Origin of the sequence: Streptomyces sp. NPDC059008, assembly GCF_042749045.1 — a bacterium.
Classification (GTDB): Bacteria; Actinomycetota; Actinomycetes; order Streptomycetales; family Streptomycetaceae; genus Streptomyces.
This window is the reverse complement of the sequence record NZ_JBHYJC010000003.1, coordinates 115,943-137,869: the sequence shown is the minus strand read 5'-3', so window position 1 is coordinate 137,869 and position 21,927 is coordinate 115,943. Positions and strand designations below refer to the sequence as shown.

Sequence of the window (21,927 nt, the reverse complement as noted above, 5' to 3'; positions counted from 1 at the left end):
GACCGAGCGGTGGTCAGCCGCCGGTGGCGAATCCGGGGAAGAGGGTCATTCCCCCGTCCACGTAGAGGGTGGTGCCCACGACGTAGTCCATGAGGTCGGAGGCGAGGCCGACGGCCGCGTGCGCGATGTCCTCGGGGTCGCCGATCCGGTCGTAGGGGATCAGGCGCAGGAGGTCCTGCTGCGCCTCGGGGGTCTCCCAGGCACCGCGGTTGATCGGGGTCTTGATGGCCCCCGGGGCGATCGCGTTGACGCGGATCTTCTTCGGGGCGAGTTCCTGAGCCAGGGTCTCCATCATCATCTGTACGCCGCCCTTGGAGGAGGCGTAGTTGACGTGGCCCGCCCACGGGATGAGCTGGTGCACCGAGCTCATGCAGATGATCTTTCCGGCGGCGCGCGAGACCTCGGGGACGACCCCGCGGCGGAGGAACTCCTTGGTCGCCTCGCGGGCGCAGAGGAACTGCCCGGTGAGGTTGACGTCCAGCACCTTCTGCCACTGGGCGAGGGACATCTCGGTGAAGGAGGCGTCACGCTGCAGGCCGGCGTTGGCGACGAGGATGTCGATCGTCCCGAACTCCTGGACCATCTGGTCCATCATGGCGACGACCTGGTCCTCCTGGGACACGTCCGCCTCGTACGCGGCCGCCCGCACTCCGCACGAGGTGATCTCCTCGACGACCTGCTCGGCCGCCTCCCGGCCGGCCACGTAGTTCACCACCACGTCCGCGCCCGCCCGGCCAAGACCCACCGCCGTCGCCTTGCCGATACCGGAGTTGGCACCCGTGACCAGCGCCTTCTGGCCCTTGAGCAGATGCGCCGGGACCACGCCCCGGGGGGCGCCCTCAGCAGGACTCACGATCGAAAGCCTCCTCCGCTCCGTGACCCGACGGCCGGACCGCACCCGGAAAGGTCGAGCGTCACGGAACCACCCCCGGGCGGAGCCGACGGTCGGGGCGTGCTGGGATTACGCCGCCCGGCCGAGGATCTTTCGCCCACTCGGAGGCCGGCAGAACCGGTCACTGGCGGCTGACCGATCGGGTCACACCCGCGACGATCGTGGTCGCCAGGATCCAGCCGGTGATGATCAAAACGTATGAGAGCCACTGGTGCCAGCCATGGGGGGCGAATGCCGCCTCCTGGCCGAAGCCGACGACCGGCAGGAGCAGGTCGAGGGTGTAGAAGACGGGGTTGAAGTCGGGGGCCTCGTCCGCCTTGATGGGGCGTGGGTGGTCCAGGCCGTACGCGATCGATCCGATGGCCACGAGGGACAGCAGCCAGACGGCCGCGCGCATCGGGCGGAAGCCGTAGCCGACGGTGGCGTCCTGCAGGTATCCCCACAGCCGTCCGTACCAGGTGAGCGTGGTGCGCCGGCGACGCGCCTTGGCGAGTTGGACGAGCCGGGCCGCGTCGTCGTCACCGATACGGCGGTAGGCGGCGGTCAACTGCTCGTAGGCGTACGGCTCATACTCGCCGCCGTCCCGTTCCAGCATCGCGAGGCGACGACCGGCGGGCTCGTGCGGGGTGAGTGCGGTGTACGTGAGATTGCCGAGATGCACCTCCTCCGGCAGCATCTCGGGGTCAAGGGTCAGGATCTCTATCTGGGAACGCCTCAGGTTCAGGGCACCTTCGATGCGCTCGCCTCCGCTCAGCCAGAGTTCACCGATGACACAGCTGCTCGCCCGCAGCGCCGTGTCGCCCGGATGCGACAGACGGGCGTGGAGAAGGTCGACCCGGCCCGCTATGCGTGAGCCTCGCAGTTCGACCCGGCCCCGCGTACGGACGCACCGCGCCCGTACATGGGCTCCCACGTTGAGGTTCTGGGCGTCCAGCGCGGTGCCACCGGGATTGTCGAACTCGGCGTCCTGGAGGTTGATCCGCCCGGTGATGGCGGCGCCGGTGAGCCGGACCTGTCCGTGCGCACGCATCTCCGGCGCCCACAGGTCGTCCCCGATCGTGGCCTGGTTCAGCTGCAGCACCGGCTCGGCGTCGTCCTGCGCCGTGAACTGTGCCCGCTCCATGAACAGCGCCCCGGAGATCCGTGCCCCTCCTAGCCGCACCGGCCCCCGCACACGGCAGTCCGTCATCCGCAGCACCCCCTCGACCCGCAACGTCCCTGAGGCCAGGCCCGGCAGAACGGACCTGCTCAGATTGAGCTGGCGCAGCCGGGCACCGTAAAGGTCGGGTACGCCGTCGAAGTGGCAGTGACTGAGCCGGACGGGGGCATCGATCTCGGCGTACTTCAGGTCCAGTGTTCCGGTGATCCGCGCACCCGTGATCTTGAGCGCGGCGATCTCCCCTTCCTCCCGCGGAGCCTTGACCAGCAGCGCCCGCAGGACACTCGCCCGTAGAGTCCGCTCGGCACCCCAGGTGTCGCACAGCGCCGGATCCTCGTTCTCGGCAGTACGGAAGTCCACGGACTCGCCTCGGGGAAACGCCCGCCATACCTGCGTCTCGGCCGGCGTAAGATCACTGGTCTCGCTCACGCCGGGACTCTGACCTGCCTCGTTCGAGCTGTCAACTGCCAGACGACGCACTCGCATTGCCTGATCCTGCTCAGCCGGCCGTGACGGCGCCCGGCGTCGGGCTCCTCGCCCAACCGACCCTTCCCCTCAGTACCTGTCCATCTCGTTCACCTCCGGGTCCGTATCCGTGGCGGCCAGCAGTGCGATCCGCCGCCCCGTCGGATCGAGCACGGCGAAACCGAGCTGGTTGCAGCCGAAGATCTCCCAGTGGCTGTCGGTGAACCAGTCGTTGTGGCTGCCGTCCGCCGCGGCGAAGCGCAGCCAGCGGTGCTCGGCGGCGTACCGGACGGCGTCGGTGTGCGGGGTTCCCCACGGCAGGTTCAGCAGCGCGTAGCAGCCGCGCCAGGCCGCCAGCCGCGCATAGGCGCCCTCCTGCCGCCCGCCCTGTACCCCGCCCGCGAACGCGGCGAGGAACAGGTCGGCCAGTACCTCATCACCCGTGGTGTGCACGGCGGCCAGGGTGTCCGGCGTCAGAGCGGCCAGGCAGTCGGCCGGGAGGCCGGTGAGCAGGCCCGCGTTCCAGTCGGCAGCGGGCAGCGGCTCGGGCAGCTCGTAGAAGCGTGCCTCCCACATCTCCAGCGCGGCCAGTGGTTCCCCGGCCGTCTCGGCGCGTCGCGGGTCGACGACCTCGCGGGCGTCGCGTGCCGCCCGCGCCCCCTCTTCAGTCGGCGGGATCTCCGGGTATCGGGCGCGCAGGTGCCTCGGGGTCAGCGTTCCCAGCCCGGTGTCCCGGCGTCGGGAGCAGTTCCGGGCGCGGTCCTCGAACGACAGGGTCTGGGGCGGCAGCCACGCCAGGGGGTGGTTCAGCTCGCGCAGCCGTCCGGCGTAGTCGAGATACGGCTCGTCGCATGGCCCCCACGAGCGCAGCGCGATCTCCTGCAGCAGACAGGCGCGGAACTCCGCGGCGATGTCCAGGCGTTGGGGAAGCCGCTGGAAGAGCGGGTACAGCAGTGTGGTGTCCGGCTTCTGCGCCGTTTGCATGTGCCAGGCCATCTGGCGCAGCACCGAGCGGTGATACTCGGGCCCGTCGAGTCTCAGCAGGGTGTCGACCAGCCGGGCCGCACAGGTGATCGCCCCGGTTGACGGCTCGGAGCACAGCGCCACGGCGATCCGACACAGGGCTGCGGGCGCGTGGTCCGCCCTCGCGCGCGAGACGAGGGCGGCGAGCTCGTACAGGCTCTCGGGGTCTTCGGCGGCACGGTCCCGCAGCGTCGCGTCGTCGGGAAGTCGGGGCAGGGCGGTGCCTGTCGCGTGGGACTGCTGTGGCATGGAGGCAACGCTACGCGGACCGCCGGCTAAGACGCGCTGCCGGTGAACGAGCCGTCGTGGGCGCTACTTCTCGGGTCGGGTCCGCTGGCGGCGGGCCTGTTTGACCTCGCGGTCGACGGCCCAGGCGTCGGCGACCGGCCCGAGGTGGCCGAGCTTGTCGGGATTGACCACGGTGCGGATGGTCTGGATCTGTCCGTCGAGCACGTCGAGGGCCAGGGTGTGGATCACCTTGCCGTCCCGGTCGCGGAAGATCGCGCCGGGCTGGCCGTTGACCTCGCGCGGCTCGCACGTCACGTCGATCCGGAACAGCCAGGGGAAGACCGTGCCCAGCAAGCGGGCCACGTTCTGCGCGCCCAGGACGCCCTTGGCCAGTTGCGGGGCCTTGCCGCCGCCGTCCCCGACCAGCTGCACGTCGGCGGCCAGCAGCTTGCGCAGTCCGTCCACATCGCCGTCCCGCAGCGCGTCGAAGAACCGCGTCGCCAGCTCCTGCCGCTCCTGACGGTCCGCCGCGAACCGCGGCCGCCCGGCCTCCATGTGCCGCCGCGCCCGCACCAACAACTGCCGGCAGGCCGCCTCCGATCGCCCCACCGCCGTGGCGATCTCGTCGAACCCGAAGGCGAACACCTCCCGCAGCACGAAGACCGCCCGCTCCAGCGGGCTGAGCCGCTCCAGCAGCAACAGCGCCGCCATCGACACCGAGTCGGCCAGCTCCACCGCCCGCGCCGGATCCTGATACGGGTCACCGAGCAGCGGTTCGGGGAGCCACGGGCCCACGTACTCCTCCCTGCGTACCCGCGCGGAGCGCAGCACATCGATCGAGATCCGCGTCACCGTGGTCGACAGATACGCCTTGGTCGACGCGGGCCGGGCCGACGAGCCGTCGAAGCGCAGCCACGTCTCCTGCACCGCGTCCTCGGCCTCGCCCACACTGCCCAGAATGCGATAGGCGATCGAGAACAGCAGCGGCCGCAGCTCCTCGAACTCCTCCACCTTGCTCACGCCGGTCCTTCCTCGAAGCCCTTGTGCCCGGCGGTACGTGCCGGTGCGCGTCTGCCAATGATCGTCCGGCCCGTCGGCGGGCCGGTGGGGTGCCCCCGGGTAGGGGCCCGGAGCCCGCAGTCGGACCCCGGGCCGCTGACGCGGTGCCCCTCAGTGGAACTGGCCGGGCTCGTAACCGCCGGCCGGCTGCTGGGCGATGACGTTCAGCCGGTTGGCCATGTTCATGAAGGAGATGAGCATCGCCAGGGCGGTGAGCTGCTCCTCGTCATAGTGCTTGGCGGCGTACGCCCACACCGCGTCGCCGACCCCGCCGGCCGCGTCCGCGACCCGGGTCCCCTCCTCCGCCAGCGCCAAGGCGGCCCGCTCGGCCTCGGTGAAGACCGTGGCCTCCCGCCACGCCGCGACCAGGTTCAGCCGCACCGCGGTCTCGCCGGCAGCGGCGGCATCCTTGGTGTGCATGTCGATGCACACGGCGCAGCCGTTGATCTGGCTCACGCGCAGCGCCACGAGCTCCTGCGTCGCGGCCGGCAGCGGCGATTCCTTGAGCACCTTGCCCGCCGCCATGACGTGCTTGAGGGCCTTGCCGGCGAACGGGGCAGCGAAGTAGTTCAGGCGTGCGTCCATGGTGTGCTCCTGTGCGGTCGTCGTCAGTGGCTACACCCCTGAGACGGGGTAGCCCGACCCCCTGTGACATGGACACATGTGACCTGCGTCTCCCGGCCGCCGACGTACGGGGAGGACCGAGGACCGGCGCGCTCCGTCAGCGCTTGCGGGCCGAGGCCAGGAGTTTCGTCACGAGCCCGCGCGCGTAGTCGGCGTCCAGCCCGGCGGGGCGGAAGAGGATGCGGTACATCATCGGGGCGACGACGTGGTCGATGACCGTCTCGGCGTCGGGCGCGCGCTCCCCGCGGTCGGCCGCGCGGGCGAGGACGGTCTCGATCTGCTCGGCGGCGTAGGCCGAGCAGCGGCCGGCGTTGCTGCCGTCCGGGTCGCCGAGCAGCGCGTCACGGATGTAGGCGCGCCCCGAGGGAGCGGCCATCTCGTCGAGGAACTGCTCGGCCCAGGCCGTCAGGTCGGATCCAAGGTCGCCGTGGTCCCCCGGCTGCGTGTCGGGGCGCAGGCGCTCGACGGCCACGTCCGACAGCAGTTCCTGCAGGTCGCCCCAGCGGCGGTAGATCGTCGACGGGGTGACTCCGGCGCGCTGGGCCACCAGCGGCACCGTCAGGGCGTCCCGGCCCACCTCGGATTCCAGTGCGCGTACGGCCGAGTGCACCGCTTCCTGGACCCGGGCGCTGCGCCCTCCGGGGCGCACCATCTGTCTGCGAGCCATACCTCCACCTTAAAGCAAAATCCTTGCTTCTAGAGGGGCGCGCCTTCGCCCCCCTCAGCTCACCGGCGCGAGCCCGCGGGCGGGTTCGGTCCGCTCGTAGGCGTGGCCGACCCGCAGGAGCAGGGCCTCGGAGAAGGGGCGCCCGAGCAGCTGCATACCTATCGGCAATCCGGCCCGGTCGTGGCCTACCGGCACGGACAACGCGGGCACCCCGGTGAGGTTGGCGGGCGACGACAGGCGCACATAGGCGTCGGAGACGCTCTCCTCCGTGCCGTCGGACCAGGTGACCGACGACTCCCCGGCCGGTACTGCGGTCACCGGGACCGTCGGGGCGGCGATCACGTCGACCTCGGTCAGCATGCGCGCCCACTCCTGCCGCATCAGCGTCCGGGCCCGCTGGGCGCGCAGATAGTCCCCGGCGGACAGCAGTTCCCCGGCTTCGAGCAGTACGCGGACGTCCGCCCCGTACAGGTCGGGGACGGTGCGCAGGGTCCGCTCGTGAGAGGCGGTGGCCTCGGGGACCATCAGGCCCCAATGCGTCGCCTGGACGTAGCGCGTCATCGGGATCTCGACGTCGACGAGCCGTGCGCCGAGGGCGCGCAGCCGGTCGACGGCGGTCCGGACGGCGGACTCCACCTCCGGGTCGACGCGGTCGAAGTAGTAGTTGCCGGGCACGCCGACGCGCAGCCCCGTCAGGTCGCCCTCGCCGCCCGGCCGGTAGTCCCCGGCGGCCGCGGGCAGGGAGGCCTGGTCGCGGGGGTCGGGTCCGGCCACGGCGGACAGCACCAGGGCCGCGTCCTCGACGCTGCGGGTGAGGGTGCCGACGTGGTCCAGCGACCACGACAGCGACGTCACACCGTGGCGGGGTACGAGGCCGTACGTCGGTTTGAGGCCGACGACGCCGTTCAGTGCGGCGGGCACCCGGACCGATCCGCCGGTGTCGGTCCCCAGGGCGAAGACCGCGGCCCCCGCCGCCACGGCGACGGCCGAACCGCCGCTGGATCCGCCGGCGACCCGGTCGCGGTCCCAGGCGTTGCGCGTCTGCGGCGTGGTCAGCCCGTAGGCGAATTCATGGGTTTCGGTCTTGCCGACCAGGACCGCGCCGGCCGCCGCCAGGCGTGCGGCGACCGTGCTGTCGGCCGTTGCGCGGTGGTCGGCCCGGACCCGGGAGCCGGCCGTCGTCGCCGTGCCGGCGACGTCGATCAGGTCCTTCAGCGCCATGGGGATCCCGTGCAACGGACCCCGGAGGCGGCCGGCCGCGGCCTCGCGCTCGGCCGCGCGCGCCGACCGGCGCGCCCGCTCCGCCGTCACCGTGGCATAGGCCCCCAGGTGCGGCTCCACGCTCGCGAGGCGGTCGAGCACCGAGTCCACCAACTCGACGGGGGACATGCGCCGTTCGCGTATCGCGTCCGCGGCGGCGGTGAGGGACAGCTCAGACGGCTGCATCGCGCCGCTCCTCTCCGGCGCGGTAGCCGAAGGCGGGCTGGGTGTCGCCGAAGTCCAGCTCCCGCAGGATCGCGACGACGGTGTGGATGTGCTGGGCGGTGGCCGCCACCTCCGAGTGGCGGTCGTCCGCCAAGGGAAGTCCGGCACGGGCAGCCCATCGGGCCGCTTCGGGCGGGGTGAGTTCATCGACTGACGGATCGGCGGGCATGGGGGTCTCCCTCATCGGATTGGAGAGGCTGCGACACAAAAGCTAAGCATTTGCTTTAAGTGATCGTAGAGCCTACAGTCACTTAAAGCAAACTCATTGCTTTTAGCTTCCCGGCAAGGAAAGGAACCGAACGGACCGTGCAGACACCACCGGTCAACGAACCCCACCCGCCCGCCGCCGCCCCGTCCTGGACCGTGGGCGACGTCACCGTGCACCGCATCGACGAGGTCCCCCTCCCACCCGCGACCGGACGCTGGCTGCTGCCCGGCGCCACCGCGGACGTGGTCGCCCCACACGACTGGCTGCGCCCCGACTTCGCCGGGAACGACGGCGTACTGCACCTCGACAGCCACAGCTTCGCGCTCGAAGCGGGCGGGCTGCGCGTCCTCGTCGACACCGGCATCGGCAACGGCAAGACGCGGGCGAACCCGGCGTGGCACGACCTCAGGACCGACTATCTGGAGCGCCTCACCCACGCCGGCTTCCCCCCGGACCGCGTCGACCTGGTCGTCCTCACCCACCTGCACGCCGACCACGTCGGCTGGAACACACGGGCCCAGGACGACGGCAGTTGGGCCCCGACGTTCCCGCACGCCCGCTACGTCACTACCCGCGCCGAGCGGGAGTTCTGGAGCGGGTACGACATGGACGAGCCGCGGCGGCAGATGTTCCGCGACTCCGTGGATCCGGTCGAGGAGGCCGGACTGCTCGACCTCGTCGACGTGCCCGCCCAGGGCACCGAGGTCGCCCCGGGCGTGCGCCTGCTGCCCACTCCCGGACACACCCCCGGCCACGTCGCCGTCCAGGTGAGCAGCCGTGGCGAGACGGCGCTGATCACCGGCGACTGCATCCACCACCCCGTCCAGTTCGCCCACCCCGCCATCGGCAGCTGCGTCGACATCGACCCGGAGCGGTCCGAGGCCACCCGCCGCTCCCTGCTCGGCTCGCTGGCCGGTACCGACGCCCTCGTCCTCGGCACCCACTTCGCGCCGCCCACAGCCGGCCGGGTGACCGTCCAGGGGGACGCCTACCGGCTGCTGCCGGTCCCCCCGGCCGGCCGGTCCGGCGTCGGCGGCTGAGGATCCACCGCCGGACGCTCCCGTCCCAGTGCGAGCCCGCGCAGCCGCCGCCAGTCCATCGGGGGCTTGGCGCGCGGCACACCAGGACGGCGCCGCGGCACGCGTACCCGCAGGGCTCGGGGCCGGATCGTGCAGCGGACGGGGGTCGGCAGGGTGAGCGCCTCGCCGTCGACACCGGCCTGGATCTCGGGCTCGTCGGCGTCGACGAGGACCTCCTGGGCGGTCAGCACGGTGAGGCCCGGACCGTGCCTGCCCCTGAGGATGCCGGCCGCCTGCGCCGCGTTGTCGACTTTGACGCCCAGGACCCCGAGGACGCCCGCGTCCAGCTCTTCGCGCCGTCCCAGTCCGGCCGGATCACCCATGCGGTAGGGGTTGTTGCTGACGAGGACGGCCTGCGGGCCGTCGATGCCCGTGCCCCCGACGCGCACGGCCAGCCGCGGGCCGCGCTGGTGGGTCAGCAGGTCCGGAAGCAGCTCCAGGATGGTCCGCACCTTGTCGTCGCGGTAGGCGGGGCTCTGCACGACGGACGCGTACGTCCCGAAGGACGCGTTGTTGACGAAGGCCCGCCCGTCGATGAAGCCGAGGTCGACGCGGATCTCGACGCCGTCGGTGAGCGCGTCGAGGCAGTTCGCCGGATCGTCCCGGTCCAGGCCGAGGTCGAGTGCGAAGTGGTTGCGGGTACCGGCCGAGATCACCATGAACGGCAGACCGTGCTCCGCGGCCACACCGGCCACCATGGCCTGGGTGCCGTCCCCTCCTGCGACACCCAGGAGGTCGGCGCCGTCGTCCACCGCGCGGCGCGCGAGCGCGACCACGTCCTCATGGCGAGCGGTATCCAGCAGGTGCACCTCGGCACCGAGTTCCTCGGCCCGCTCCTTCAGGCGGAATCTGCCCACCTTTCCACCACCCGAGCGAGGGTTCATGATCAGGAAGGGGCTCTTCGGCGGCACGGCGCGAACTTCTTGCGGGCCGCCCGGCCGAGTGTCCCCGCTGAGCGCGGCCCCGCCGGCGGAGACCGCCAGTGCGCACAGGGCGAGGGAGACGAGCACCACCCACAGCAGACCGGCCCCTGCGTACAGCACGAGCGCGACGACCGGAGCCAGGACGGCCAGGGCGCCCGCAAGCATCCTGACCAGTCCGCGCCGTGTGAGCATCCACCACACGCCCGCCGCGCCGACGGCGAGTCCGGCCAGCCCGACGCCCAGGAGAGCGATGCTCCGGAGCCCGGCGAACAGCAGCGGGACCAGGGCGGCCGCGGCTGCGGCCGCCAAGGCCGCGAGCGCGGACCAGCGCTGCGTCCGGTGGCGTGCGCCGGTATCCGTACTGCCCATGGGGACTCCTGGCGGTCACGGGAGGGCCGGCTGCCGCTTCGGCTTGCCGGCTGCCAGTCCACAGCCCGCGGCCGGGCCTGGCATCACCCAGGGCGGGTGAGCGGTGCGGACGGGCGCAGGTGTGCGGTGGCGCGGACCCGGCCACGACCCGTCGGGCATGCCCCGGGCCCCTCGTATGGCGATCATGGTTCGGGCGCCGCACAGTGGGAGGCAGGTCCTCATGGGGCGGGAAGCGGTTCGACAGGAGATGGCCGCCTCGTCCGGCACAGTGCGGCGGCGGGCGGACGGCGGTGCCAGGGAGCCCGCACCCAGACGGTGATGTCCATGCCCCGCAGCACAGCCTCAGCAGCGGCAGCCGGCGACGGGGAGTCCGCGCTCCCCGCTCTACGGCCGCGCGCCGCGGTGTCCGGCCGCGGCGGCGCCCCCGCGCACCTGGCGCCGACCGGTGACCCCCTGCTGGCCGCGAAGTTCTCCGTACCGTCCGTTCCACGCAAGGCCATTCGCCGGCAGCGGCTGCTCGACCGGCTCACCGAAGGCACGGCCGGGCCGCTGACCCTGATCACGGGCCCGGCAGGCGCCGGAAAGACCACGCTGGCCGCCTCCTGGGCGCGCGGCGGGAGTGCCCCCGGCCCGGTGGCGTGGCTGACGGCCGAGCAGGACGACCGGGCGCCCGGGGTGTTCTGGACCTATGTGCTGGAGGCGTTGAACCATCACCAGGTCGTGCTGCCCGACGAGGTGGGGCAGCCCGGCTCCGCCGACCGCGTCGACCACTCCCTGCTCGCACGGCTCGCGTCCGCACTGGCACAGCTGCGCCGGCCGGTCGTGCTCGTCATCGACGGCCTGGAGCACGTGCCGGTACGGGCGGTCACCTCCGGCCTGGACTTCGTGCTGAACCACGCGGGCCCACAGCTGCGCCTGGTGCTGGTCAGCCGCGTCGACCCGCTGCTGCCGCTGCACCGCTACCGCGCCGACGGCCGGATCAGGGAGATCCGCGGTCCCGACCTCGCGTTCACCCGGCAGGAGGCGGCGCGACTGCTGCGCGGGCACGGCCTGGGAGGCCACGAGGAGAGCGTCGACGCCCTCCTGGCGCGCACGGAGGGCTGGGCGGCCGGACTGCGGCTGTGTGCGCTGGAGATGCAGCGGGCCGACGACCCGGCCGAGTTCGCCCGGTCGTTCGCCGCCTCCCAGAGCGCCCTCGCCGACTACCTGCTCACCGAGGTCTTCGCCGCCCAGCCCGCCGCCACCCAGGAGCTGCTGATGCGCGGCAGCATCCTCGACCGGGTGCACCCGGACCTGGCGAACGTGCTGACGGAACGCGAGGACGCCGAGTGGATCCTGGCCGAACTCACCCGCGCCCACCTCTTCGTCGAGCCGATCGACAGCACGCCGTGGTGCCGCTACCAGCCGTTGTTCTCGGAGGTGCTGCGCATGCACCTGCGCCATCACCGGCCCGGCCTCGAACCCCGGTTGCGTCGCCGGGCGGCGACCTGGCTCGCCGACACCGGAAGGCTCGCCGAGGGGATGGAACAGGCCGCCGCGGCCGCGGACTGGGAGTGGGCCTGCACCCGCATGGTGGGCCGCCTGGAGATCGGACACTTGCTCACCGGCCCTGAGGCAGCCCGGCTGGAGCGGGTCTTCTCCGCCATGCCCGGCGATCTGCCGGGCGCGGCTCCCGCGCTCGTCGCGGCCGCCTGCGCCCTGGCCCGGTACGACACCGCGGGCTGCCGGGCGCGACTGGACCGGGCCGAGGACGCTCTGCGCAAGCCGGGGGCCCGGCCGGCACCGGAAGCCCGGCTCGCCGCGGCCCTGCTCCGGCTGCTGGCCGGCGCCCCGGCGCAAGGCGGCGACGACGTCTGCGGCACGGCGGAGTCGGTGGCCCGGCGGACCCGCGAACTCGCCGAGCGGCTGCCGCGGCCGCTCGTCGAGGCCCACCAGGAGATCGAGGCGCTGCGGCGGTACGGGCTGGCGTGCGGGCTGCAACTGGGCGGCCGCCCCGACGAGGCCATGGCGGCTTTCGACCACGCGGTGGAGGGCTGCACCGCGGAGGTGACGCGGACCGTCCGGCAGGGCAGCCTCGGCCGGCTGGCCCTGATGGAGTCCGAGCGCGGGGAGCTGAGCCGGGCCGAGAAGCACGCCCTGCTCGCGCTGGAACTCGTCGGGGACCGGTCCGTTCCGCCGACCCCGTGGTCCGGGATCAGCCACCTCGCGCTGGCCGCCGTCGCCCTCGAACGCGGCGAACTCCGGGCCGCCCGCCGTCGACTCGACCTCGCCGCCGCGTCCCCGGACGCCGGCCACGACCCGGTCACCGACGCCGAGATCGCCGTCGTCCGCTCCCGGCTGGAGCTCGCACACGGCCGGTGGCAGGCCGCACTCGCGGCCCTCAAAGGCGACACCGACGCCGGCCCCCTGGCGCCGGGGCCGGCGCAGCGCCTCGCCATCGCCCGCTCGGCGGCCCAACTGGCCCGAGGCGACCCCGAGTCGGCGATCGCCGCCTTGGCCGAATCCGGCGGCGGCGGTGCGGCGCATACCCTCGCCCTCGTCCAGGCCCGGCTCGCCGCCGGAGACCTCGACCGGGCCCTCGACCTCCTCGCGTCCCTGGACCGCCGGCCGGACGCGGGAACCGCGGAGCAGATCCGCGTCCTCCTGCTGCGGTCCCGCGCCGCGGCCCTGGCCCAGGACACCGACACCGCATGCCGCCTGCTGCACGACGCGCTGGCCACCGCCCGCCCCGAGCGGGCCCGCCGGCCCTTCACCGAGGCGGGCCCATGGGTGTGGCATCTGCTGGCGCAGCGGCCCGAACTGGCCACGAGGCACGCATGGCTGCTCGACCGTCCGGCGCGCGTCAACGGCACCTCCCGCACGGACGGCGGCCGCCCGTCGACGCCGGTCATGGTCGAGACGCTGACCGACCGTGAGCGCGAGGTGCTCCGGCACGGCGCGGAGCTGCTGTCGACCGAGGAGATCGCCGAGGCGATGTATCTGTCGGTCAACACGGTCAAGACGCATCTGCGGAGCATCTACCGCAAGCTCACGGTCTCCCGCCGCGCCGACGCGGTACGGCGCGCGCGTGAGCTGCATCTGCTGTGACCCGGCGACGGCCGGATGTCACCTGGTCCGGGTGATGCGGCCGCGCCCGGTGGCCGTCGAGCATCGAAGGGACCGACCGCACCGACGCCGGGGAGGCGCGCGCTCATGCGATACGAGTTCCGCGTGACCGGCCGCATCTCGACGGTGATGGCCGAGGCGTTTCCCGAGCTGGACGGAGCGCTCGCGCCGCAGCAGACGGTCCTCGTCGGCCAGGTCACCGACGAGGCCCATCTCTACGGGCTCCTCACCCGCTTCCAGGATCTGGGCCTGCGGGTCCTGGAGATGCGTCAACTGCCGGAACCATGACAGCCCCCGAACCGCACGTCCCCCCGACACCGCAGGAGCGGGCCGCCCTCGGCAAGGCGGCGCGCGCCCGTATGCCGCGCTCCGGCCACGCCGGGTTCGATCCCCCGCCGCACCGGCCCGACCCGGTAGAGCAGTTGGAGCGCCAGTCCGCCGGGCGCGTGACGGAACTCGTACCGCTTCGCTACGGCCGCATGCTGGAGTCGCCGTTCCGCTTCTACCGCGGTGCGGCCACGGTCATGGCGAGCGATCTGGGGGCGTCCCCGGACACGGGGATCCCGGTGCAGCTGTGCGGGGACGCGCACCCGCTGAACTTCGGGCTGTTCGCCTCCCCCGAGCGGCATCTGCTCTTCGACATCAACGACTTCGACGAGACGCTGCCGGGCCCGTGGGAGTGGGACGTCAAGCGCCTCGCCGCCGGATTCGCGGTCGCCGGCCGCAACAACGGCTTCACGGCGAAGGAGCGCGGCGCGGTGGTGCGCGACACCGTCCGGGCCTACCGCGAGGTGATGCGCCGCTTCGCGCGGATGCGCAATCTCGACGTCTGGTACGCCCAGGCCGACGCGGACCGGCTCCGCGAGCTGATCGCCGGCCGGATGGACCGGGAAGCGCGGGAGAAGGTCGACCGCGCGCTGGCCAAGGCACGCGGCCGCGACAGCCTCCAGGCCTTCGCCAAGCTCACCCGGATCGTCGGCGGAGTCCGGCGGATCGCCGCCGACCCGCCGCTGCTCGTCCCGCTGGGCGACCTCCTTCCCCAGGCAGAGCGCGCCACGCTCGAACGCCGGCTGCATACGCTCGTCGACGGCTACCGCCGCAGCCTGCAACCCGACCGCAGACACCTCCTCGACCAGTTCCGGCTGGCCGACATCGCGCGCAAGGTCGTCGGCGTCGGCAGCGTGGGCACCCGCTGCTGGATCCTGCTGATGCTCGGCAGGGACGACGAGGACCCCCTGCTGCTCCAGGCCAAGGAGGCCGGCGAGTCCGTGCTGGCCCCGTACGCCGGAGCGAGCGCGTACGACAACCAGGGAGAGCGGGTGGTGTGCGGCCAGCGGCTGATGCAGGCCGCCGGCGACATCTTCCTCGGCTGGGAGCGGGCCGTGGGCATCGACGGCAGGCAGCGCGACTTCTACGTCCGCCAACTGCGCGACTGGAAGGGCGCCCCCCAGCCGGAAACCATGGTCCCGGACGGCATGAGGCTCCTGGGGGACCTGTGCGGTGCCGCGCTCGCCCGCGCCCATGCGCGCACCGGCGACCGGATCGCCATCGCCTCCTACCTGGGTCAGGCCGACACCTTCGACCGGGCGCTGGTGGACTTCGCCGAGGCCTACGCCGACCAGAACGAGCGCGACCACCAGGCCCTGGCCGATGCCGTACGCACCGGGCGCGTCACGGCCCGGACCGGATGACCGTGCAGGGCCGCCCGTTACGGGTGATGTGGTCCGGGTCGGGGCGGGTGACGGTGGTTCGAGGATCTGCGCGAAGGAGCACGCGATGGACTCGTCATCCGCGGCCGCCGCCACCCCCGAAGGCCCCCAGGGGCCCCTGAGCGCCGCCGAGCGGGTGGAGTACACACGTCTGCGCCGCGCCGCCGACATGCGGCACCGCCGACTGCGCTACGTCGTCACCTGTCTGCTGCTGGCGCTGTCCTTCGTCCTCGCCCCCCTCGGCGTCGTCGCCGCCTGGGTGGACTCCCAGATGTCCGACACCGACCGGTACGTCCAGACCGTCGCGCCCCTCGCCGAGGACCCGGCGGTCCAGAGCGCGGTGACCAACCGGGTGACGGACAAGATCGTCGGCTATATCAACACCGAGGAGGTCACCGCCGCGCTCACCCGTGCCCTGCAGAAGACCGGCGCCCCGCCGATCGTGGTCGACAAGGCGGATGTGCTGGCCGGCGCGCTGAAGTCCGGCGCCACCAGCGCGGTGCGCGCGGTGGTGAACAAGGTGGTGACCAGCGACCAGTTCGCGGACGTCTGGGACGCCGCCAACCGCAGGGCCCACCTGGCCATGGTCAACGTCCTCACCGGGCAGGGCGGCAGCGCCGTGGAGGCCAAGGGGAACACCATCAGCCTCGGCATCGGCACCGTGATCAGCCAGGTGCAGAAGAAGCTGGTCGACGAGGGCTTCAAGAACGCCGACAAGATCCCCGACATCGACAAGTCCATCGTGCTGGTGAAGACCGACGAGCTGAGCAAGGCCCAGAACGCCATGCGCCTGCTCAACATCGTCGGCGTCTGGCTCCCCGTGCTGGTCATCGTGCTGGCGGCACTGGCCGTGTGGTCGGGGCCCTCGCACCGGGTGGCCATGATGAGCGCGTCCGTGGGCATCGGCGTGATGATGGTCGTGCTGCTCGTCGGGCTCGCCTTCGCCCGGGGCAAGTACCTGGACTCCGTGCAGCCCGAGGTCCAGTCGCCGCAGGCGGCTGCCGCCGTCTACGACGACCTGGTGCGCTTCCTTCAGCAGAGCACCCGCACCGTGCTCGTCATCGCGGTGATCGTCCTGATCGCCGGCTATCTCTACGGGCCCGGACGCGGCGCCCGCTGGATACGCTCCGTCGCCGTCCGCGGCACCGACTCCGCCGGACGGGGTCTCGCCCGAGCAGGTCTGCGCACGGGCGGCGCGGGCCGCTGGCTCGCCGGCCACCGCGGCTGGACGACCGGGATCGTCATCGGTGCCGGAGTGCTGACGCTGTTCCTCTGGAACTTCCCGACCCCGGGCGTGGTGGCCCTGGTCCTCGGGATCGTGGTGCTGGTCCTGGTGCTCCTCGGCATCCTCGCCGCCGCGCGAACGGCGCCCGCGTCGGCGGGGCCCGGCCCCGGGCTCACCGGGGACGATGGCTGACCGCCCCGCCCACCGCGCCGACTCCGGGGATCCCGGAGCGGTGGGAGGTCACGGGCCCGGGCGCGCCGAGCGGCGGGCGCCGGCCTCGTCGCCCCGGAGGGCCGACTACGCCGGCGCCGTCTACGGATCGCTGCTCGCCGCTTCGGTGGTGGCCGGGGCGGGCACCCTCGGTTCGTTCCCCCGGCTCAAGCTGGTGCTGCTGCTCCTGTGCACCGGTGTGGTGTTCTGGGCCGCGCACGTCTACGCCCGTCTCGTCGGGGACCGGCTGGTGCACGAGTCCCTGAGCCGGCAGGAGATCCGCCGGGTCTGTGTGGACGAGTGGCCGATCGTCCAGGCGGCCGTCCCGCCGGCCGCCGCCGTGGCGGTCAGTCCGCTGCTGGGGCTCGGTCCGTACGGTGCGGCGTGGCTGGGGCTCGCCGTGGCCGCGGCCGAGCAGGTGGGGTGGGCGAGTGTCGCGGTCGTCCAGGCCGGTGCCCCGCGCCGCCTGGTGCTGCTCGCCGGGGCGGTCAACCTCCTCCTCGGCCTGACGATCGTGGCCCTGAAGGCCGCGTTGCACTGACCGCGCTCACCGGCTCCGGCCGGCCCCGGCCAGTCGGGGGACATGCCCTGTCATAGCTCGATAAATGCCTCCCCACCCTGCCTATGCTGGCCGCCGTGACGGCCGATCACACCGTGCGGCACGTCGGAACCTGTGGAGGTGCATGCGGTGGGGCGCTGGCGGCCGCTGGTCATCCTCGGCACGGCCCAGTTCCTGATGGTGCTGGACACCTCGGTGATGAACGTGTCGATCAGTCAACTGGTCGAGGACTTCGACACCGAGGTCACCGCGATCCAGGCCGTCATCACCCTCTACACGCTGGTCATGGCCGCGTTCATGATCACGGGAGGCAAGCTCGGCGACATGTTCGGCCGCCGGCGGATGTTCGCCGTCGGCCTGGCGGTGTACGGCACCGGATCCGCACTCACCTCCGTGGCGCCCACCCTGTGGGTGCTCGCACTCGGCTGGTCGGTGATCGAGGGACTGGGCGCGACACTGGTCCTCCCGGCCCTGGCCGCGCTCGTGGCCGGCGCCTACACCGGCCGGGACCGGGCCGTGGCCTACGGGGTCGTCGGCGGGCTGGCAGGGGCGGGCATCGCGGTGGGCCCGCTGCTCGGCGGCTGGGTGACGACGTATCTGACCTGGCGGCTGGTCTTCGCGGGCGAAGTCGTCCTGGTGGCGGCCATGCTCTGCCTCATCCAGTGGGTCGAGGACCACCCGGCGTCCGAGCCGCGGCCCCGGCTCGACATCACCGGCGCCGTACTCTCCGCCGTCGGCCTGGCCGTCGTGGTCCTGGGCGTCCTGCAGAGCAGCTCCTGGGGCTGGCTGAAACCCCGGAACTCCCCCGTCACCGTCTTCGGCTTCTCCCTCACGCTCTTCTTCATCGCGGCGGGCGCCGTCGTCCTGTGGCTGTTCCGCGTGTGGGAGCGACGGCGGGAGAGCCACGGGCGGGACCCGCTGGTGCGTTTCTCGCTGTTCACGCGACCGCCGCTGCGGTCCGGCCTGAGCATGCTGCTCAGCCAGAACCTCATCCTGCTCGGCCTGTTCTTCGTCATCCCCCTCTACCTGCAGGTGGTGCAGGGCTTCAGCGCCTTCCAGACCGGTCTGCGGCTGCTACCGGTGTCGATCACCATGCTGGTGTCCGCCATGAGCGGCCCCCTCCTGGGCCGGTTCGCCGGTCCGCGCGCGATCGTACGCACCGGCCTGCTGGTGCTGCTCATCGCCATCGTGTGGCTGCTGGCCACGATCCAACCCCGTATCGACGACCTGAACTTCGCCCTGTCGATGGCCCTGCTGGGACTCGGCATGGGACTGCTCGCCTCGCAACTGGGCAATGTCGCGCAGTCCAGCGTCGGGGAGACCGAACGCAGCGAGGTGGGCGGCCTGCAGTACACCGCCCAGAACCTGGGGTCCTCCCTCGGCACCGCCCTCATCGGCTCCATCCTGATCGGCGCCCTGGTCAGCGCCTTCACCACACAGATCGCCGACAACCCGAAGGTCTCCGACGCGGTACGCGAGCAGGCCGGGATCGCGATCGAGGCCGGGGTCAGCTTCGTGAGCACCGACGAGATCCGGGCCGCGACCGAGCGCGCCTCACTGCCGCCGGCCGAGGCCGACGCGGTCGTGGACGCCTACGCCCGCGCCCAGCTCAACAGCCTCAAGATCGCCGTCCTGACCGCCGCCGCCGTCACGCTCGCCGGCTTCCCGTTCACCCGCAACCTGCCCACGGGTCGACTCACCGGGAAGGCCTCCCCCTGAGGCGGACGGGCACGGCCGGAGGGGAAGGGTCGGCGGACCGGGTGGTCACGCGCCGGGAGTCCCCCGCCGTGTTCACCCGCGGAGGGTGATGCCCCTGCCCGCCGGGCGGGCGCAGTCTGAAGGGGCGACTCCGAGTGACAGGAGGAAAGCCATGGGCAACGTGTTCCTGGCCTACGACTATCCGGTGCTGGGCGCCTTCTGGACCGTCATGTGGATCTTCCTGTGGGTTCTGTGGCTGATGGTCCTCTTCCGCGTCATCGTCGACATCTTCCGTGACCACGCGCTGAACGGATGGGCCAAGGCCGGCTGGCTGATCTTCGTCATCATCCTCCCCTTCCTGGGCGTCCTGGTCTACGTCATGGTGCGCGGCACGGACATGGGAAAGCGCGAGATGCAGCACGCCCGGCATCAGCAGGAGGCGATCGACGCGTACATCCGCGAAACAGCGACCCGCGGCGGCACGAGCCATGCGGACGAACTGACCAAGCTGTCGGCCCTCAAGGCGAAGGGCGACATCTCGGAGGAGGAGTTCCAGCGGGCGAAGGACAAGATCCTGCACTGACGGCCGGCCGGGAAACCCGGCGGACACGTCCGGCGACGGTTCGCCGTTCCGGCTGACCGGCAGGCGTCCGTCGGCGACCGCCACCGCCGCCGTCATGACGAAAAAGAAGGTCCGAGACCATGTCGACAACAACGAATCACGGCCCCGCGAAATCCGAGGCACTGGCCGGCGGGCTGACCCTGTTCGCCGCCGTGATGCTCACCATCTCCGGCTTCCTCGCCATCTTCCGCGGCATCATGGCGATCGCCAAGGACGCCATCTTCGTCGCCACACCGAACTACGTCTTCAAGTTCGACGTGACGGGCTGGGGCTGGATCCACCTCATCCTCGGGATCGTGGCCGCCCTTGCCGGTATCGCCCTGTTCAAGGCCGCGACATGGGCCAGGGTCACCGGGATCGTCATCGCGGCACTGCTGTTGATCAGCAGCTTCCTCTCGCTGCCGTACTACCCGCTCTGGTCGATCGTCCTGATCGCGCTGTACGGCTTCGTCATCTGGGCACTGTGCGTCGTGCAGGAGAAGAGCCTCCGCTAGCCGTACGGGGGAAGCCGCCGGCCGACGCGTCACCTGCCCGCCCCGCCCTACCGCCCGCCCTCGGAACCGTCGCCCGAGGGCGCGCCCCCGCCCCCACCACCCACACCCTCGTCACCGCCCCCCTCCAGGGAGGGCGGTGACGCGCGTCTGCCCGCAGCGGCAAGACGGCCGCTCATGACGGCCACTCACCGACACCTCCCCACTTGGCGGTTCGGGCTGTCCGGACCGCCCAGGATCTGCGCCGAGCACATGTGATCCAGATCATCCGCATACGACGGATGAATCGGTTCTTTGCTCCTGATGTCCATGACACGATCTTGCCGATCGTTACCTGTCGGTAGCGGCGACTCCCCGGGGCCCGCCTCTCCGCGGACTCCCCCGGGTCTACCCCCACTTCACCCCTCCAGGACCCAACCTTGCGCAGATCCAGCAGAATCGCTCCTCTCCTGGCCCTCACCACCGCGTCCCTGCTCGTCGCAGGGTGCTCGTCATCGGGATCCGACCCGTCCGCCGATGCGTCCGACAGCGGCAAGGAGCCGGCGGCCGCCGCACCGAAGCTGACCGTCAAGGGCACCGACGACGGCGAGGCCGGCGGCGCCCCGAGCGCCGTGGCCCGGCCCGGCGGCAGCCACCCGGGACGACTCGCCCAGAAGTCCGCGCTCAAGGTCGCGTCCTTCGACCGCAACAGCGGACGGGCCGTCATCGCGGCCCCGGCGGTACGGCCTTCGCCGAGCAGGTCGGGCGCCCCGTCGGAGCCGCCGGCGTCCGGCAGCCCGTCCGGATCGCCGACCGCCACACCCTCCGCACCGCACTCCACCACGCCGTCCGCCGACCCGTCCGCCGCGCCCTCGAAGAGCGCGCCCGCGCCCAAGGCGGCCGTGGCCGTCGGCGATGTCATCGCCAGCGCACCGGCACCCGGCGCGCCCCAGGGCCTCCTCGCCAAGGTCACCCAGGTCGTCGGGAAGACCGACCGGGGCACCGAGGTCAAGACCGCCCCGGCCACGCTCGACGCGCTGCTCGGCGGCTCCACGGCGCACGGCACGGTGCCCGTCGACCCGGCCGCCATGAAGGTCGAGCCCATCGCCCCCAAGGTCAAGGTGTCCTGGGCCAAGACCGGCGGCCTGCACTTCGGCCCCAAGGGCGCCACGCTGCCCCTCGGCCGCCTTCGCCTGGACGTGGGCGCCTCGCTGCCCACGCCCTCCGGCGGCCCCGTCTCCGCCGAGGCGTCGGCCACCGGCTACGTCCAGCTCGCCCCGAAGGTCGACTTCTCCTACGAGGGCGGCAAGGGCGGCGGCGTCGGCGGCGCCTCGCTGACCCTGTCCGGCGACTGGTCCTCGCAGTGGGAGCTCAAGGGCCGGGCGGCCGCCTCCACCGCGGCCAAGCCGCTGCGGTTGCCCTTCGCCAAGCTGCACGCCGACCCCGTCATCCAGGTCGGGCCGGTGCCGGTCGTGGTCAACCTCGACCTCACCTGCTACCTCCAGGTCGACGCCGACGGCAAGGCCAGTGTCGACGTCAAGCAGGACCTCAAGGGCGACTTCACCGTCGGCGGCAGCTACCAGTACGCCAAGGGCTGGGCACCGGTCGCCAAGGCCGAGATGCACAGCACGCCGATACGGGCCACCGCGGCCGCGGCCGGCAAGGTCAAGGCCTCCCTCGGCGCCGAGGCCAGCGTCGGACTCTACGGCGCGGTCGGCGTCACCGCGGACGTCGCCCCCTACCTGCGTGCCGAGGTCGCCGGCACCGCCTCCGCCGGCACGGACGGCTCCGCCTCGGCCACCGGCAGCTGGTCCGCCTACGGCGGCATCGACGTCTCGGGCGCACTCCGTGCACACCTCGACATCTTCGGCACGCCCCTCTTCGACCGCCGTATCCCGCTGGGCACGCTGAACCGCGAGTGGAAACTGGCGAGCGGCAAGGGGACCGTGAGCCGGACGCCCGCGGGAAAGCAGCACTGAGGACACCCGCCCTCGGCCCTCCCCCGGCAGGCTGACGCCGTCCAGCACGTGTTCCCGGCGTCGTCACCGGGCGCGTGAGTGGGGGGATAAAACCCACAGTATCGCCCCGGGGTAAGGGGGGGGGGGCGCCCGGGGGGGGGCCGGGCCGGCCGGGGGGGGGGGGGGTACC

The 21,927-nt window shown here is 72.4% G+C and carries 19 protein-coding genes; 10 read left to right on the top strand and 9 right to left on the bottom strand.

Features of this window, described 5'->3' with window-relative positions; translation table 11 throughout:
* Positions 1–13: 13 nt before the first annotated feature.
* The 8 genes from ACFWZH_RS05925 to ACFWZH_RS05890 all read right to left on the bottom strand — a co-directional run bounded on the left by ACFWZH_RS05925 (position 14) and on the right by ACFWZH_RS05890 (position 7,771).
* Positions 14–853: an SDR family oxidoreductase gene (locus ACFWZH_RS05925; RefSeq protein WP_384426020.1), complete on the bottom strand. Its 840-nt coding sequence runs from the start codon at positions 851–853 to the stop codon at positions 14–16.
* 160 nt (positions 854–1,013) lie between these two features.
* Positions 1,014–2,480: a membrane-associated oxidoreductase gene (locus ACFWZH_RS05920; protein ID WP_384426017.1), complete on the bottom strand. Its 1,467-nt coding sequence runs from the start codon at positions 2,478–2,480 to the stop codon at positions 1,014–1,016.
* Positions 2,481–2,606: 126 nt separating this feature from the next.
* A complete protein-coding gene (locus ACFWZH_RS05915) occupies positions 2,607–3,788 on the bottom strand; it encodes a DUF6183 family protein (protein WP_384426014.1) in 1,182 nt (393 codons plus the stop codon).
* Positions 3,789–3,851: 63 nt separating this feature from the next.
* Positions 3,852–4,787, bottom strand: a complete 936-nt coding sequence (locus ACFWZH_RS05910; RefSeq protein WP_384426011.1) for an RNA polymerase sigma-70 factor — start codon at positions 4,785–4,787, stop codon at positions 3,852–3,854.
* A 150-nt stretch (positions 4,788–4,937) separates the two neighbouring features.
* Positions 4,938–5,411: a carboxymuconolactone decarboxylase family protein gene (locus ACFWZH_RS05905; protein ID WP_384426008.1), complete on the bottom strand. Its 474-nt coding sequence runs from the start codon at positions 5,409–5,411 to the stop codon at positions 4,938–4,940.
* 136 nt (positions 5,412–5,547) lie between these two features.
* The gene (locus tag ACFWZH_RS05900) at positions 5,548–6,102 is read right to left on the bottom strand and encodes a TetR/AcrR family transcriptional regulator (RefSeq protein ID WP_384426773.1); all 555 of its coding nucleotides are present in this window, start codon (positions 6,100–6,102) and stop codon (positions 5,548–5,550) included.
* Positions 6,103–6,171: 69 nt separating this feature from the next.
* Positions 6,172–7,563: an amidase gene (locus ACFWZH_RS05895; protein ID WP_384426005.1), complete on the bottom strand. Its 1,392-nt coding sequence runs from the start codon at positions 7,561–7,563 to the stop codon at positions 6,172–6,174.
* A complete protein-coding gene (locus ACFWZH_RS05890; RefSeq protein WP_384426002.1) occupies positions 7,550–7,771 on the bottom strand; it encodes a hypothetical protein in 222 nt (73 codons plus the stop codon). Before ACFWZH_RS05890 ends, ACFWZH_RS05895 begins: the two co-directional genes overlap by 14 nt.
* A gap of 137 nt (positions 7,772–7,908) precedes the next feature.
* On the opposite strand from ACFWZH_RS05890, the gene ACFWZH_RS05885 reads away from it, so the two are divergent.
* Positions 7,909–8,850, top strand: coding sequence for an MBL fold metallo-hydrolase (locus tag ACFWZH_RS05885; protein ID WP_384425999.1), 942 nt, complete (start codon positions 7,909–7,911; stop codon positions 8,848–8,850).
* Here the strand turns inward: ACFWZH_RS05885 and ACFWZH_RS05880 are convergent.
* Complete coding sequence (locus ACFWZH_RS05880; RefSeq protein ID WP_384425996.1) at positions 8,799–10,181, bottom strand: diacylglycerol kinase family protein; 1,383 nt, start codon at positions 10,179–10,181, stop codon at positions 8,799–8,801. The two genes, ACFWZH_RS05885 and ACFWZH_RS05880, sit on opposite strands and share 52 nt — an antisense overlap.
* Before the next feature lie 324 nt (positions 10,182–10,505).
* On the opposite strand from ACFWZH_RS05880, the gene ACFWZH_RS05875 reads away from it, so the two are divergent.
* From ACFWZH_RS05875 to ACFWZH_RS05835, 9 genes are all read left to right on the top strand, one after another.
* Positions 10,506–13,268, top strand: a complete 2,763-nt coding sequence (locus tag ACFWZH_RS05875; protein ID WP_384425994.1) for a LuxR C-terminal-related transcriptional regulator — start codon at positions 10,506–10,508, stop codon at positions 13,266–13,268.
* A gap of 105 nt (positions 13,269–13,373) precedes the next feature.
* A complete protein-coding gene (locus ACFWZH_RS05870; protein ID WP_384425991.1) occupies positions 13,374–13,574 on the top strand; it encodes a hypothetical protein in 201 nt (66 codons plus the stop codon).
* Positions 13,571–14,977, top strand: a complete 1,407-nt coding sequence (locus ACFWZH_RS05865) for a DUF2252 domain-containing protein (protein ID WP_384425988.1) — start codon at positions 13,571–13,573, stop codon at positions 14,975–14,977. The genes ACFWZH_RS05870 and ACFWZH_RS05865 overlap by 4 nt, the downstream gene beginning before the upstream one ends.
* An 85-nt stretch (positions 14,978–15,062) precedes the next feature.
* A complete protein-coding gene (locus ACFWZH_RS05860) occupies positions 15,063–16,412 on the top strand; it encodes a hypothetical protein (RefSeq protein ID WP_384425986.1) in 1,350 nt (449 codons plus the stop codon).
* Positions 16,405–16,971, top strand: coding sequence for a hypothetical protein (locus ACFWZH_RS05855; RefSeq protein ID WP_384425983.1), 567 nt, complete (start codon positions 16,405–16,407; stop codon positions 16,969–16,971). The genes ACFWZH_RS05860 and ACFWZH_RS05855 overlap by 8 nt, the downstream gene beginning before the upstream one ends.
* A gap of 147 nt (positions 16,972–17,118) precedes the next feature.
* Positions 17,119–18,708, top strand: a complete 1,590-nt coding sequence (locus tag ACFWZH_RS05850) for an MFS transporter (protein WP_384425980.1) — start codon at positions 17,119–17,121, stop codon at positions 18,706–18,708.
* A gap of 151 nt (positions 18,709–18,859) precedes the next feature.
* Complete coding sequence (locus tag ACFWZH_RS05845; RefSeq protein ID WP_384425977.1) at positions 18,860–19,270, top strand: SHOCT domain-containing protein; 411 nt, start codon at positions 18,860–18,862, stop codon at positions 19,268–19,270.
* Positions 19,271–19,389: 119 nt separating this feature from the next.
* A complete protein-coding gene (locus ACFWZH_RS05840; RefSeq protein ID WP_384425974.1) occupies positions 19,390–19,803 on the top strand; it encodes a hypothetical protein in 414 nt (137 codons plus the stop codon).
* A gap of 416 nt (positions 19,804–20,219) precedes the next feature.
* Entirely contained in the window at positions 20,220–21,758 is a 1,539-nt protein-coding gene (locus tag ACFWZH_RS05835; RefSeq protein ID WP_384425971.1) for a hypothetical protein, read from the top strand.
* Positions 21,759–21,927 lie beyond the last annotated feature (169 nt).